The organism is Carnobacterium sp. FSL E2-0243 (assembly GCF_038003605.1).
Lineage (GTDB): Bacteria > Bacillota > Bacilli > Lactobacillales > Carnobacteriaceae > Carnobacterium > Carnobacterium maltaromaticum.
In genome coordinates this window covers 198,968-214,485 of the sequence record NZ_JBBOPM010000001.1, presented here as the reverse complement: position 1 = coordinate 214,485, position 15,518 = coordinate 198,968, and the positions used below count along the sequence as shown (strand labels likewise).

The following is a 15,518-nucleotide window of genomic DNA, read 5'->3' as shown; positions in this document are numbered from 1 at the left end:
TTTTTAGTTATAGCGCATTACGACCACGGTAAACTTCATACATCAATAAACTTGCTGCGACACTCGCATTTAAACTTTGAACATGTCCAACCATTGGTATTGTGACCATGCCATCCATTTGTTCTTTGACCAATCTAGAAATTCCTTTGCCTTCATTTCCCATAACAACAGCAATTGGTAATTTCGTATCCCATTGGCGATAATCTTGACCTTTCATATCCGTTCCATATAACCAAACGCCTCGGTCTTTTAGCTCGTTAATTGTTTGAACTAAATTTGTAACACGGACAACTGGTACATGTTCAATTGCACCTGTTGAAGCTTTAGCAACCGTTGCAGTTAAACCAACAGCACGTCGTTTAGGTATGATAATCCCATGGGCTCCGCTAGCATCAGCTGTTCGCATGATTGATCCTAAATTATGAGGATCTTCTAAACCATCTAAGATAATAAAGAAGGGATCTTCTTTTTTCAAAGCTGCCGCTGCAAATAAATCATCTAATTCGGCATATTGAAATGCCGCTGCGGCAACAACAATTCCTTGGTGATTCATACCGTCTACTAGCGTATCTAGTTTAGATTTTGGTACCATTTGAACTTGGATATTTCTTTTTTTAGCTAAACCTAAAATCTCAGATATTTTAGAACCACTTAAACCTTCTTGTAAAAAGATTTTATTGATATCGCGTTCTGATTTTAAGACTTCAATTGCCGGAATTCTACCAGCAACTAAATCACGATCCTCTTCTATTTCAGATTGGTCCATGACTTGTTCAATTTCTTTGCGACCGCGGTTTTCATCACGCTTGGGTTTGTGTGCTTTACTAGGACGACGATTTTGTTGCGTTACCTTTTTGCCAAAGTTACTTTTTTGATTGCTCATTTTGGTCCTCCTCTGTTTGTTGAATACACCATTGAATTAATTCTTCCATTCGTTCAGTTTGTTTAGATAAATGCAGATAGCCCATTAGTGATTCGAAACCAGTTGCAACTCGATACGTAGTGATATCAGCATTTTTAGCCGACGTGTGACTTTTAGAATTTCGGCCACGTTTGTACATTGTAATTTCATTTTCGGTTAATAACCCATCCACCGCTAACATTTGTTGCATTAATGCATTCTGAGCCTTAGCTGAAACATATTTTGTTGCTGATTTGTGCAATTGGTTAGGTCTCGTCTTACCTGATTGAATTAAATAATCACGAATATACACTTCGTATATTGCATCACCAATGTAAGCCAACGCTAAACCATTCAGTAGGGACCAATCTTTTTCAGTTGTCATATTATTCTCGTCTCCATCTCGTTCCTTGGGGAGTATCATCAATGATAATGCCCTCTGCTTTTAGTAAATCCCGAATCTCATCGCTTTTAGCAAAATTTTTCTCTGCTCTAGCTATAGTTCGTTCGCTTAGCAATTGTTCAATATTTTCATCTAATAGTTCAGCTTGATTTTCTAGAGTGATTCCAAAAACTTGAAGCAACTCTTTAAACAGCCCTAACATAGCTTCAATAACTGCTTTAGACACTTCAGCTTGTTCACTATAAATGTTCATAACCTTAGCTAACTCATAAATCACAGTAATTCCATTAGCCGCATTAAAATCATCATCCATCTCAGTGATAAAAGTCTGTTTAAATTCTGCTAATTGTTGGAAATAGTCTTGATCTGTCGGCAATTCTATCGTTGCATCACTTAAGCGATAATGAAGATTGCTCGCTGCCATTTGAACTTTATTTAAATTATTTTTAGCTTCTGATATAGTTGCCTCATTGTAGCTAATCGGACGTCGATAATGAGTTGTTGCCATGAAAAAACGTAATACTTGAGGATCAACTTGCTTAATTAGCTCATGAACTAAAACAAAGTTTCCTAAAGACTTACTCATTTTTTCTTCATCCATTGTCACAAAACCATTATGCATCCAGTAATTAGCAAATGGATGTCCGGTTTTTGCTTCACTTTGAGCAATTTCGTTTTCATGATGCGGGAACGTTAAATCTTGACCACCACCATGAATATCAATTGTATCACCTAAATATTTTGTTGCCAAAACTGAACACTCGATATGCCAACCTGGACGTCCAGCACCCCAAGGAGATTCCCAACTAATTTCATCTGCTTTAGCCGATTTCCATAACGCAAAATCGACAGGATCTTCTTTTCGTTCATTTTCTATTTTTTCTAAACGGTTACTCGCACCAATTTCTAACTCATCAATTGACTGATCACTAAGTTTACCATAGTTCTTAAATTTTCGTGTTCGATAATAAACATCACCATCTGACTCATAGGCATAGCCTTTATCTATTAATACTTGGATAAATTCAATAATATCAGGCATATTTTCCATTACTCTTGGGTTTTTCGTAGCTTTCTCAACACCCAAAGCTGTCACATCTGTATAAAAAGCCTCAATAAAACGGTCGGCAACATCTGGCGCTGTGATATTCAATTCTTTTGCTGCCTGAATAATTTTATCATCTACATCGGTAAAATTAGAAACAAATTGAACTTGGTACCCGCGGAATTCAAAGTAACGACGAACCGTATCGAAAGCAACAGTGCTCCGTGCATTTCCGATATGAATATAATTGTAAACAGTTGGACCACAAACGTACATTTTAACTTGCCCTTCTGTTAAAGGAACAAATACTTCTTTTTCACGAGTCATTGTATTGTATATTTTTAACATTTTCTCATCTCCTTAAATAAAAAGTTTGTTGACCTGGATTAGCTCTGGCAAGAAAATAGAAATTCTTTTGTTTAACCTGCCTTTAGTTTAGAAAAAAGAATCTAAAAAGTCAAAACAACTATCTGGCAAATTAAGCCCTTAAAAAACCTTATTATTCAGTTAGCGCACTTTTACAACTTTAGCAGGAATTCCAACCGCTGTAGTATGAGCTGGAATAGACTTCAAAACAACTGCAGAAGCGCCAATCTTAGCATAATCTCCAATTTCAATGGGGCCTAACACTTGAACATGGGCTGACAATAAGACATGATTTCCAACTTTTGGGTGCCGCTGTCCTGTCTCTTTACCTGTACCTCCAAGGGTTACACCATGAAAAATAATAACATCATCCCCTACGATTGCCGTCTCTCCAATGACCACACCCATCCCGTGATCAATGAATAAACGTCTTCCTATTTTTGCACCTGGATGAATTTCAATTCCTGTGAAAAATCGAGAGATCGTAGCTAGTATTTTAGCTAGAAGATAGAGTTTATGCCGATAGAAAAAATGCGCCAAACGGTGGTTTAAAACTGCATGAAAACCCGGATAGGTTAAAAGTATTTCAAGTGTACTTTTAACGGAGGGATCATTTTTTTTAATAACAGAAATTTCCTCACGAATAGACATTTTTTCTCATCTCCTCTGGATTGTATATGATGCTGGTTTTAGTAAAAAAAATAGTCTGTATTTTAAGGATTTTATCCTTTAAGGACCAAAGTTGCTAATGAACTTAAGGATTTCATCCTTTAGTGAATTCGTACAGAGCGACTTTATGGAGACTTTGCTTCCTTTTATTTCTCCGATGTGTACCATTCTTCTAAGCAACAGAATATAAACCTTTTCGGATTACAGTCGTCCTGCGGCCGATGCATACCATGCTTCTAAGCTGCTGAAGCAGCAAGAATCATGGCAAAGCAACAAGAATCATGGCAATCCTGGCAAATCATAACAAATAGGCGCCCTCTATACACATACCTATGTATGTATACAAAAGACGCCTTCTAATTGCGTGGTTCCACTTTTATTCTTAATTAGCCTAATTAAGGGTAATTAACTCAAACAGGTTAACGGGTGTGAACCGGTCTTAGCTACTTTAAACTTCACTAGGACAACTCCGAGAGGCACTTTATTTAGCTTCTGACGTCTGATTTCACCTACACAGACTCTCTTTGGACATTCGCTAAACTACTTTTCTCATCACTGCTTTTATTATTCATAATCTTACTTTAATTTGCTCGTTTATTTGATTAAGGACTATAGTACTACGTTTAGCCTAAATTTGCAATAGCTGCTTCTAAATGGGCTTTCGCTTTTTCGCGTCCTAATAATTCGATTGTTTCGCCTAATTCTGGTCCGTGTGATTGGCCTGTAACGGCAACTCGGATTGGCATAAATAAGTTTTTACCTTTAACTCCTGTTTCTTTTTGAACTGTTTTGATTCCTGCTTTAATGCTAGCAACATCGAATAATTCAATTTCACCAAGTACTTTATGGAAAGCATTTAAAACGACTGGTACTGTTTCGCCTGCTAAAACTTCTTTGGCAACATCGTCTAGTTTAGGAGTGTCTGTGAAGAACAACTCAGATAATTCAACGATTTCAGCACCATAACTCATTTGTTCATGGTATAAACTCACTAGTTGACGCACCCATTCAATTTTTTCAGGTGTTGGATTGGCTTCAACTAAACCTGCTTTTACTAAATGTACTAAAGATAGGTCCGTTAATGTATCTAAATCTGTCGCTTTTACATATTGGTTGTTAATCCATTCTAGTTTTTTACCGTCAAAGGCTGCTGGTGATTTACTTAAACGCTCAGGATCAAACATTTTAATGAAGTCTGCTTGGTTGAAAATTTCATCTTCTCCAACTGGTGACCAACCTAGTAAACCTATAAAGTTAAACATCGCTTCTGGTAAATAACCTAAATCACGATATTGTTCAATAAATTGTAAGATACTTTCGTCACGTTTGCTTAACTTTTTACCAGTTTCGCTATTGATAATTAAAGTCATATGACCAAAAGTTGGTGGTGTCCACTCAAATGCTTCGTAAATCATCAATTGTTTCGGTGTATTTGCAATATGATCGTCACCACGTAATACATGGCTGATTTCCATATAATGATCGTCAACTGCTACTGCGAAGTTATAGGTTGGAATACCATCACGTTTGGCAATAACAAAATCTCCACCAATACTGCTTGATTCAAAACTAATTGGTCCTTTAACTAAATCGTCAAAAGAATAAGTTGTATCACGAGGTACACGGAAACGAATAACTGGAGTTAATCCAGCCGCTTCTTTTTCAGCTTGTTCAGCTGGTGTAAGGCTCGCACATTTCCCACTATAATGTGGCATTTCGCTACGTGATTTTTGAGCATCACGCTCTGCTTCTAATTCTTCTTCTGAACAGTAACATTTATACGCACGGTTGCTTAGTAGAAGTTGTTCAATTAATGGATTATATATAGATCCTCTTTCAGATTGACGGTAAGGGCCATAGTTCCCTGGCTTATCTGGACCTTCATCCCAATCCATTCCTAACCATGTCAAATTATCTAATTGGCTAGATTCACCATCTGCGATATTTCTTTTTGCATCTGTATCTTCAATTCTTAAAATAAAATCTCCACCGTTGTGACGCGCAAATAAGTAATTAAATAGTGCAGTACGGGCATTTCCAATGTGCAAATGTCCTGTTGGGCTTGGTGCGTAACGTACACGAACTTTTTTAGCCATAGTCAATTCCTCTTTTCTCTTTTTTGAATTGTGTTCTCTTCTTTATTTTAACACTTATTTAACTTTGAGAGAAGGCTGAAGACGTTTGTTTTGAATATCTTCACTTAATCTCAGAATATGTTACTTTCACAACTAGTTTAAATGGACCTTATTTTTTTCCTAGTAAGCAAACTGCCATCACAGCAATGCCTTCTTTTCGACCAACAAATCCCATTTTTTCTGATGTAGTAGCTTTTATATTAATCTGGCTGCTATCGGATTCACAGTCAGCAGCAATATTTTGTTTCATTTCTTCTAAATATGTCTGCATTTTAGGCGCTTCTGCAATAATTGTTGCATCAATATTTCCCAGGAAATATCCTTCGGTTTTAAGAATCGCCCAAACTTCACGAAATAATTCTCGAGAATTTGCATCTTTAAACTGGGCGTCTGTGTCAGGGAAAAAATGACCGATATCTCCTTTTCCGGCTGCACCTAATAGAGCATCGATAATGGCATGCACAAGGACATCTGCATCAGAATGACCTAATAAACCTAACTCATAAGGTATTTTCACACCACCAATTATGCAATCGCGCCCTTCAACTAATTGATGAACATCATAACCTTGACCAATCCGCATTAGTTACCTCTCTCCTTCATCTTCAAAATAGCTTCACCAATCACTAAATCGTCTGGTGTTGTTAATTTAATGTTCATATAGCTGCCTTCCGTGACTTCCACAGCATGTCCGTAATGTTCAACTAAAGACGCATCATCTGTTCCAAAAAAGCCTTCTTGTCTAGCACGTTCATGAACTTCTTGAATAAAAGATATTTGGAAAGCTTGCGGAGTTTGAATTTGCCATAATTCCTCTCTTGGAATTGTCTGATCAACTTTTCCTTCCACAACCTTTTTAATGGTGTCTTTAACAGGTACACCGACTATAGTTGCATTTGTTCGCTGAGCTTTTTGATAGAGTTTTTTGATTAAATTAGCTTCTAAAAAAGGACGAGCCCCGTCATGAATCAATACCACACCCGTCTGTTTTTTTAAGTATTGTAACCCATTATATACACTATCTTGCCGTTCTTTTCCACCAATGACAACGGTAATAGGAACTTTACCAGCAAATTCATTTTGAGCTAACACTGCTTCAATCAATTCTTTTTCCTTTTTTTCAACAACCAAAACAATATGCTGACAGTCGGCATCATTAACAAAAGTAGTTAAAGCATACTCAATTACTGGTTTTCCCAATAGATGCAACAAGATTTTATTTTTAGAAGCCTTCATACGCCTACCTTGCCCTGCTGCCAACAATACTAGCTCATAGCCCACTAAAATCACTCCTTTGAATAAAAAGTTTGTTGAGCTGGTTAACTCTGGCAGAAAAATAGGAAATTCAAAGAAAAGTGTCTTTTTACTTTTTTGAGAATTTATCTTTTTTCCGAAGAGTTGGATCATAAGAACTAGCCTTGATAAAAAGTTTGTTGAGTTCGCTCAAGTTCGATTGAAGAATAGGGAAATTTGATGTGACGCTTTTTGTCACCTCGAAATTTCATCTTTCTTCCATAAAACGAATCTATTTTATTCTTTTTCCTTAATTCCTCTTTGAGCATGAACAGGCTTAGCGAAAATCATACGACCAGCCGCCGTTTGCAATGCACTTGTCACAACAACTTCAATACTCTTATTCATATAGTATTGTCCATCTTCAACAACAATCATTGTTCCATCATCTAAATAAGCCACACCTTGATTTCGCTCAGTTCCAGCTTTTACTACCATAACATTCATGTTTTCACCAGGGATAACCACTGGTTTAACGGCATTTGCTAGCTCATTAATATTTAGAACTGGAACATTTTGAAATTCACTGACTTTATTTAAATTGTAGTCATTTGTCACAACAACGCCATCTAAAAGTTTCGCTAATTTGATTAATTTGCTATCAACTTCAGTTATATCTTCAAAATCTCCATCATACATTTCAACTTGAATATCAGATTCTTTTTGTAAAGCATTTAAAATATCTAAGCCACGACGACCTCGGACACGTTTTAAACTGTCTGCTGAATCAGCGATATATTGTAGCTCCATCAAAACAAAATTAGGAATCATTAATGTTCCTTCAATAAAACCAGTCTTAGCAATATCATAAATTCGACCATCAATAATGACACTTGTATCTAAAATTTTATATTTACGGAAATCATCATCAAATTTGCGCTCTAAAACTTTACCATTTGCATCTTCTTCATTGCTTTTTTTAGCTCGTGGTTGAATAAGCTTGCGCCATTCTTCTCTTCTAGTAGTCCCAATACGGAATCCTAAATAAGCAAACACCATATAAATAATAATTGGTAGAATTGTACTTAGCACTGGCCATTTTAAGCCCATTAAAGGCATTGTTACTAGGAAGGCTAACAATAAGGCTATAATTGTACCTAAGCTCCCAAATAAGAGATATGCAGCACTTTGTTGACTCAAGTACACCTCTGCTTTTTTTACACCGCGCTCAACATACTTCACAAGAACCAATGAGAAAAGTAAGAATATAATTGCACCAATAATAATATTTGTGAAAGTATTGTTAAGAAAACTATTTGTTACATTAAATAAGCTCCAGACATCTGGTAAAAAACTTGCTCCTATGCTTCCGCCAACAACGGCAAAAACTGCGGTAATGATTTTTTTTGTCAAAGAAATTCCTCCTTCTATACGTTCTAATTTTAAAGGGAACGCCTCTCACTAAATGAAAGACATTCAGCCTTTATTTGTCACCTAATGCTTTTCTGATTGTATCGGCAACTGTTGACACACCTACGATTTCAACATCTTTTGGAAATGTCCACCCACCAATATTATTTTTAGGGATAAACATGCGTGTAAAACCTAACTTAGCTGCTTCTTGAACACGTTGATCAATACGACTAACACGACGAACTTCTCCAGTTAACCCAATTTCACCGATAAAACAGTCCTTAGCCCGGGTCTCTTTTTCTCGGTAACTTGAAGCCACACTAACCGCAATCGCCAAATCAATTGCTGGCTCATTCAGCTTAACGCCTCCAGCAGCTTTCAAATAGGCATCTTGATTTTGGAGCATTAATCCTGCTCTTTTTTCTAACACTGCCATAATTAATGAGGCGCGATTATGATCGACACCACTTGCTGTTCGTTTGGCATTTCCAAAAACAGTTGGAGTAATCAATGATTGGATTTCAACTAAAATTGGACGTGTCCCTTCCATTGCTGCTACAACAGCAGATCCGGTTGCTCCATCTAATCGCTCTTCTAAAAAGAGTTCTGATGGATTTAAGACCTCTACAAGTCCGCCTTCGCGCATTTCGAAAATACCAATCTCATTCGTTGAACCAAAACGGTTTTTAACCGCTCGTAAAATTCTAAATGTATGGTGTCGATCGCCTTCGAAGTAAAGAACTGTATCAACCATATGTTCAAGCATTCTTGGTCCTGCTATTGCACCTTCTTTCGTCACATGACCGACGATAAAAATTGCAATATTGTTACTCTTGGCAATCTTCATTAAATCAGCTGTACTTTCCCGAACTTGAGAAACACTTCCGACAACACCTGAAACATCTGGTTGACTCATAGTTTGGATCGAGTCAATGATCACATACTCAGGCTTTAAATCTTCAATTGTTTGACGAATCGCTCCCATATCTGTTTCTGGGTAAATATAGAAATCCGCACCTTTAACACCCAATCGATCGGCGCGCATTTTAATTTGGCTGGCACTTTCTTCTCCCGAAACGTATAAAACTTTTCCGCCTGCTATATTTAACTGAGCAGAGACTTGTAATAGTAACGTTGATTTACCAATTCCTGGATCTCCGCCAATTAAGACCAGCGAACCTGGCACGACACCCCCGCCTAACACACGGTTTAGTTCATTCAATTCAGTTTTAACGCGCGGAACTTTTGATACAGTAATATCTTGAATCGCTTCTGCTTTAGCAGTTTGACCGGTCATACTGACACGGTTCTGACGATCATTTTTATCTACTTCTAATTCTTCCATCATTTGATTCCAAGCGCCACAGTTCGGACATCGTCCCATCCATTTAGGCGACTCATATCCGCACGCCTGGCAGACAAATTTTGTGGCTTTTTTCTTCGCCATCTCACTATGTCCCCCTTTTGCTCTCAAAAACGTATCTATTACATTCTAACATAGTTTACGTAATTCTTGCTTAAAAATACCACAAAATTCCTTAAAAAAACCTTATATTTTCACACTTAAGAGCATTTTTAAAAAGCCATGTGAAATGAATCTTTTTTTAACTAACTTTCCAACGAGCGATTCAGGAAGCTAAATTGTTTTTTTGACAATTTAAATCAGTACCTTGTTACGACAAAAGTAAAGACTAGTCTTTAAATAAGAATATATTTATATCATCCGTAAAAACAACATTTTGAAATCGCCGAAGGGATAGTACATTCAACATGCAACTAGCTTTTATTAAATAGTGACACCTATATCCGTTCTAGAGTAACTGTTTCGTTGCCCTAAAATCTGTCTCTGCTAGTTTATTTGTTTGGTCACTTTTATTTTAGCAGAGGTGTTCTTATTTTTGTACAAAAAAATAATCCAGATACCAATCAATTTGACTGGTATCTGGATTTTTAATTAGAACTTATGTCCAAAGCTCTTTTAACTTTAAGGTGCATCAGATAACAACCAGGTAACCTCACCTTGATAGCTTCCAACTTTGGCATCTGGGCTGACTTTTAATAAAAGTCCTGCTGTTTCTGCCCATTGAATCGTTGGGAAGGTTTCGCTTCCTGTTGCGATTTTTTGACTTGTTCCATTAATAACAACATCTTGTGTTTGGCTCTTTTTCAAAACCAATGCACTTCTTAATTTTTCTTTTGCCTGATCTTCAAATGGATTAGCACTGGCAAGCAGCGACCAATTTGAACCAATTGTGTTCTCTATTTCAATTTTCCAATCAGAGTGCATACGCTCCACATAGGGCGTTTTTTGACTTAACTTCGTTGTTTTGTAATCCAACTTTTTCGGTAACTCTTTAAATTTAAGTTCACCACCAACAGCTAACTGGCTAGCTTTTTGTAAACTAGCTCCTGAGTCCACTCGTGTTCCTTTAAAAGTAGCACTATAATTTCCAAATACTGGTTCAATCCCATTTGTAATGAGTTCAACTGGAATTTCAGTACCATCTTCCATATTCCATGCTTTAGGTTCGACCTTTTGATAGACCAAATCATCTAAAGTTCCCTCTTCAGCACTTTGGCGAACATCAACTAACTCAAAAGAGGTATTCTTGGCATCCAATACGAGGTTATCTACCTCATTAAATACAGTACTTTCGGGATTATAAACATTCACTGGAATTCTTTCTGTAATTTCTTTTTGCTTCCCATCAGTTAACGTTGCCTCTATCCATTGAAAACCTATTACGGAAGAATCTAATGATATTGGATTTTTTAAAGTAACATTTGTGCCTTTGACTTCTTTAAATAAGGTTTTTAAATCATTGCTAATCGCTTCACCAATTTTAACCTTTTGAACGTTTGGTTCACCACTTAGTTCAGTAATGGTTAATTCAAATTTTTGGGCGACTGAACGAGTCCCATACTCATCAATGCCAATAATAGAAACTGTATGAATACCTGGAGAAAAGTCTTTTCCTTCAATCGTTCCTTGGTAATTTTGGACGACATTATAAGGAATATTCGTGTAATCATCTAATTGAATTAACGTTTTATCCTTGTCATCCATTTCCAAATACACACGGTAATTCATATTATCTGCATCTGAAATAGTTCCATCAATGACTATTTTTTCATCTTGATACATGGAAGCTTTTTTTTGATTCAATGTAACTTGAGGTGCTGCAAGTACACCGTATTTTAAAATTTGTTTGAATGAAACACTCTCATTACTTCCAACATTTACACCTGGATTTTTCATTGAAACACCTGAATCGCCTAAATCAACGGGCTGGTTTTCTTTTAACTCCACCGGTGAAGGATACGAACTACCTCCAGCATCACGATATCGTTTCCCTGTTTCCCAACCAAGACCATCAGCGTTTTGCGTACTGTATTGTCCAAAATTTTGAGTTGAGTTGTAATATCCAGCTGCCCAGTTTGGCATTGTTTTTGTGTCAGGTATAATAGCCAAAGAAGATTGACCATACGTTAGATTAATACCTTCAAAATTATTAATCGGTGTAACGGGTACTGAATCTGATCCAACAAAGGTATCAACATATTGACTAATCCCAATTTTTTGCGTATCTACTCCCATATTCTGCACTTCATATGTTATTTCAACAGCATTATTCCCTAACAATCGTTGAATTAGATTAATTTTATATCGATCTAAATAATAAAATGTACGTCTTAGAGAATTGGTTTCTTTATGAATGCTATAAGCAGATTCTACCACGTTCTTCCATAAAAAACCTGAGCCAACTATATCTGATGTACTGGCTGGGAATACACCATTTATAATTAAATTCGCTTCAATAGAAGTACTAAACATCCATTTACTCCCATCATAGGTGTACCACCATGCCCCATTGTTCCATTCAATCTTATAGCCGTTATTTGAAATCACATCGCTTTTTGTTCCATATTCCCAGCCATCTTTTAATGGTTCATCTGTGGTGTAAACAACAATTTTTTTTTCAAGAATTTTATTTGTATCTTTCCTTGTTGCTCGAATCGTTGCACTATAACTTCCAAATTTCGGCTTCACATCATGTGAGAAGACTGTTACAATAGATTCTTCCCCATTTTCAGTTTGCCAAGCTTTGGCTTCACTTTGTTGTAGAATCAATTCCGTTAAACGATTTTCTTGGTTCGCTTTAGTTATCTCTTCTGATGTAAGTCCTATATTTTTTACGTCCAAAACAATCTTATCTACATCATTAAATATCGTCGTTTTATCATCATAAACCGCTACAGGTACTTTATATACCTCTTCTTTTAAATTCGAATCTATCAAGATTGCCTCTACCCACTTGAATCCAACTGTAGTAGAATCTACCTCAGAAACCGATTTAAGTTTGGTTCCATTTCCGACAATATTTTTAAATAATTTTGTTATATCTGTTTGAATCTTTCCACCAATTTTTACTTTTTGAATTAATGGTACTCCACTTACTTCCTTGATTGTAAAAGACATCGTTTTAGCTTCTGATCGAGCACCATACTCGTCAATCCCAACAATAGATACTGTATGACTGCCTTTCGTAAAATGTTTCCCTTCAATTGCTACTTGATAATCTTGTGTTTTTTGATAAGGTACATTTGTAAAGTCTTTTAATGGAATTAATGTTTTATCCGTATCATCCATTTCTAGATACAAGCGATAGTTATGGTTATTGACATCGGAAATGGTTCCCGTGATATCAAAACTTTCGCTAGTATACATAGAACCCATTTTTTGATCTACCGTGAGAGCCGGTGGAACCATTCCACCAAACTTTATAATTTGCTTAAAGATAGTGGATTCCCCAGGTGCAACTAGAACCCCTGGATTTTTCATAACTGCCTCTATATCATTTAGATCCATAGGTTGATTTTCTTTTAACTCAATAGATGAATCGGGTTGTCCTATTCCAGTTTCCCAGCCAATCCCAGCTACCGTTTTTGGACTATATCCATTGAAACCTTTTAAACTACCGTATCTTCCTGTTGACCAGTTTGGCATTGTTTCTGCATCTAGCATCATGGCTAATGAATTCGTGTTTGCCATGTTCAGTCCTTTAAAACTATTTAGTACTCTAATTGGAGAAGAATCAAGAATATCAACATATTGACTGACACCAATTTTTTGTGGAACAGAATCCTTATTCGTCACTTGATAACTAACTTCCACTGATCCCTCATCTAACATTTTTTGTAGAATATCAATCTGGTAGGTTTTATAGGGGAAGCTCCGTTTCAATGTGTTTGTTGCTAAATTTTTAGTATACACAGATTCTGCTAAATTTGCCCATAAAAAACCACTCTTCGTATTTTCACTGGTCCCTGTCAAAAAACTACCATTTACAATTAAAGCAGCTTCTATTGAAGTCCCATAGACCCAGCTATTGTTGTTGTATGTGTACCACCAATTTCCGCTGTTCCACTGGATTTTATTGCCGCTTTTTTCAATAACATCATTGGCTGTTCCAAATTCCCAGCCATCTTGTAAGGGAGTATTTGTTACTGAAAAGAAAATTTTCTTTTCTAGCGTTTTATTCGTATCTAGTCTTGTTGCTCGAATGGTGGCCTCATAATTCCCTATTTGAGCTTTAATTGTATGAGCAGGAACCGATAAAATTGCCTCAACTCCATCCTCCATTTGCCATGCTTTGGCTTCGCTTTCTTGGAGAATCAACTCGTTTAAACGATTTTCTTTGATTGCGGCATCGATTTCACTTACTGTAAAGCCTATATTTTTTGCAGTTAGGCTAATTTTTTCTGTCTCACTAAAGACTGTACTAACAGGATTGTAGATCGAAACTGGAATTTTAAACGTTCCTTCTTTCAAATCATCATCAATCAAGATAGCCTCTACCCATTGAAATCCTACATTTGTTGTATCAAATTCGGCAACATTTTTTAGCTTTGTACCATTTCCTTTAATATCTTTAAATAGGGTAGTTAAATCCGGATTGAGTCCTTCACCTAGTTTCACTTTTTGAATTAATGGTACTCCACTTACTTCCTTGATTGTAAAAGACATCGTTTTAGCTTCTGATCGAGCACCATACTCGTCAATCCCAACAATAGATACTGTATGACTGCCTTTCGTAAAATGTTTCCCTTCAATTGCTACTTGATAATCTTGTGTTTTTTGATAAGGTACATTTGTAAAGTCTTTTAATGGAATTAATGTTTTATCCGTATCATCCATTTCTAGATACAAGCGATAGTTATGGTTATTGACATCGGAAATGGTTCCCGTGATATCAAAACTTTCGCTAGTATACATAGAACCCATTTTTTGATCTACCGTGAGAGCCGGTGGAACCATTCCACCAAACTTTATAATTTGCTTAAAGATAGTGGATTCCCCAGGTGCAACTAGAACCCCTGGATTTTTCATAACTGCTTCTGAATCACCTATATCCAGGGGTTGATTTTCTTTTAACTCAATAGATGAATCGGGTTGTCTTTTTCCAGTTTCCCAGCCAATCCCAGCTACCGTTTTTGGACTATATCCATTGAAACTTTTCAAACCACCGTATCTTCCTGTTGACCAGTTTGGCATTGTTTCTGCATCTGGCATCATAGCTAATGAATTTGTCTCTGTCACATTCAATCCTTTGAAATCATTAAGCACTCGTATTGGAGAGGAATCTAAAATATCGACATATTGACTAATACCAATTTTTTGAGTCTCACTATTTTTATTTGTGACTTGGTAACTGATTTCCACTGATCCATCGTCCAATAATTGTTGAATAATATCAATCTGATACGTTTTATATGGGAAGCTTCTCTTCAACATATTCGCTGATACATGAATAGAGTAAACAGATTCATTTTTACTTCCCCACAAGAAACCCGAATTTTTATTTTCAGATGTTCCAGCTAAAAAACTTCCATTTACAATCAAAGCAGCTTCTATGGATGTACCATATAGCCAGCTATTATTATTATAGGTATACCACCAAGATCCACCATTATTCCAACTGATTTTATTGCCATTTTTTTCAATAGTATTCGTTGCAGCACCAACTTCCCAACCACTATCGCTCATTCCTCTGAGTATATTTTCTGCTTGTTGGGGCTGTAGTAGTTCCTCTTGTGACTCAGTAAGTGAGTTGGTTTCTATGCTATTTTCTTCACTACTATTTTCTTCACTACTGCTATCTAAGTTTACTTCGTGGGTATTGATTTCAGAACTACTAGTACTAATACCTTCACTAGTTTCTTCATCCATCTCTGCAAATATACGTCCTTTTAAAAACTCGTAATTTGCATAAACAGTCCCACAAATTAAAATGAGTGAAAAAAGAAGCACTACTATTTTTTTATTTTTTTTCAGCATTTTGATTCTCCTTT

General features: G+C 36.3%; 10 protein-coding genes and 1 other annotated feature. All 10 genes read right to left on the bottom strand.

The window, feature by feature from the left end; all coding sequences use genetic code 11:
• Positions 1 to 7: 7 nt before the first annotated feature.
• Positions 8 to 766 carry a 23S rRNA (guanosine(2251)-2'-O)-methyltransferase RlmB gene (gene rlmB, locus MHI00_RS00905; protein ID WP_016356678.1) on the bottom strand — a complete coding sequence of 253 codons (759 nt, stop codon included), beginning with the start codon at positions 764 to 766 and terminating at the stop codon, positions 8 to 10.
• A gap of 97 nt (positions 767 to 863) precedes the next feature.
• Positions 864 to 1,286, bottom strand: coding sequence for a Mini-ribonuclease 3 (locus MHI00_RS00900; RefSeq protein ID WP_010051989.1), 423 nt, complete (start codon positions 1,284 to 1,286; stop codon positions 864 to 866).
• A gap of 1 nt (position 1,287) precedes the next feature.
• Complete coding sequence (cysS, locus tag MHI00_RS00895; protein ID WP_341110230.1) at positions 1,288 to 2,697, bottom strand: cysteine--tRNA ligase; 1,410 nt, start codon at positions 2,695 to 2,697, stop codon at positions 1,288 to 1,290.
• A 159-nt stretch (positions 2,698 to 2,856) separates the two neighbouring features.
• A complete protein-coding gene (epsC, locus tag MHI00_RS00890; protein WP_015077802.1) occupies positions 2,857 to 3,366 on the bottom strand; it encodes a serine O-acetyltransferase EpsC in 510 nt (169 codons plus the stop codon).
• A 360-nt stretch (positions 3,367 to 3,726) separates the two neighbouring features.
• Positions 3,727 to 3,949: a binding site (T-box leader), on the bottom strand.
• A gap of 58 nt (positions 3,950 to 4,007) precedes the next feature.
• Complete coding sequence (gltX, locus tag MHI00_RS00885; protein WP_010051986.1) at positions 4,008 to 5,480, bottom strand: glutamate--tRNA ligase; 1,473 nt, start codon at positions 5,478 to 5,480, stop codon at positions 4,008 to 4,010.
• 148 nt (positions 5,481 to 5,628) lie between these two features.
• Positions 5,629 to 6,102: a 2-C-methyl-D-erythritol 2,4-cyclodiphosphate synthase gene (gene ispF / locus MHI00_RS00880; protein WP_341110223.1), complete on the bottom strand. Its 474-nt coding sequence runs from the start codon at positions 6,100 to 6,102 to the stop codon at positions 5,629 to 5,631.
• Complete coding sequence (gene ispD / locus MHI00_RS00875; protein ID WP_287431505.1) at positions 6,102 to 6,800, bottom strand: 2-C-methyl-D-erythritol 4-phosphate cytidylyltransferase; 699 nt, start codon at positions 6,798 to 6,800, stop codon at positions 6,102 to 6,104. Before ispD ends, ispF begins: the two co-directional genes overlap by 1 nt.
• A 249-nt stretch (positions 6,801 to 7,049) precedes the next feature.
• Positions 7,050 to 8,165 carry a PIN/TRAM domain-containing protein gene (locus tag MHI00_RS00870; RefSeq protein WP_015077806.1) on the bottom strand — a complete coding sequence of 372 codons (1,116 nt, stop codon included), beginning with the start codon at positions 8,163 to 8,165 and terminating at the stop codon, positions 7,050 to 7,052.
• A gap of 70 nt (positions 8,166 to 8,235) precedes the next feature.
• Complete coding sequence (radA, locus tag MHI00_RS00865; RefSeq protein ID WP_010051982.1) at positions 8,236 to 9,612, bottom strand: DNA repair protein RadA; 1,377 nt, start codon at positions 9,610 to 9,612, stop codon at positions 8,236 to 8,238.
• Positions 9,613 to 10,149: 537 nt separating this feature from the next.
• Complete coding sequence (locus tag MHI00_RS00860) at positions 10,150 to 15,504, bottom strand: hypothetical protein (RefSeq protein WP_341110203.1); 5,355 nt, start codon at positions 15,502 to 15,504, stop codon at positions 10,150 to 10,152.
• Between the last annotated feature and the right edge of the window lie 14 nt (positions 15,505 to 15,518).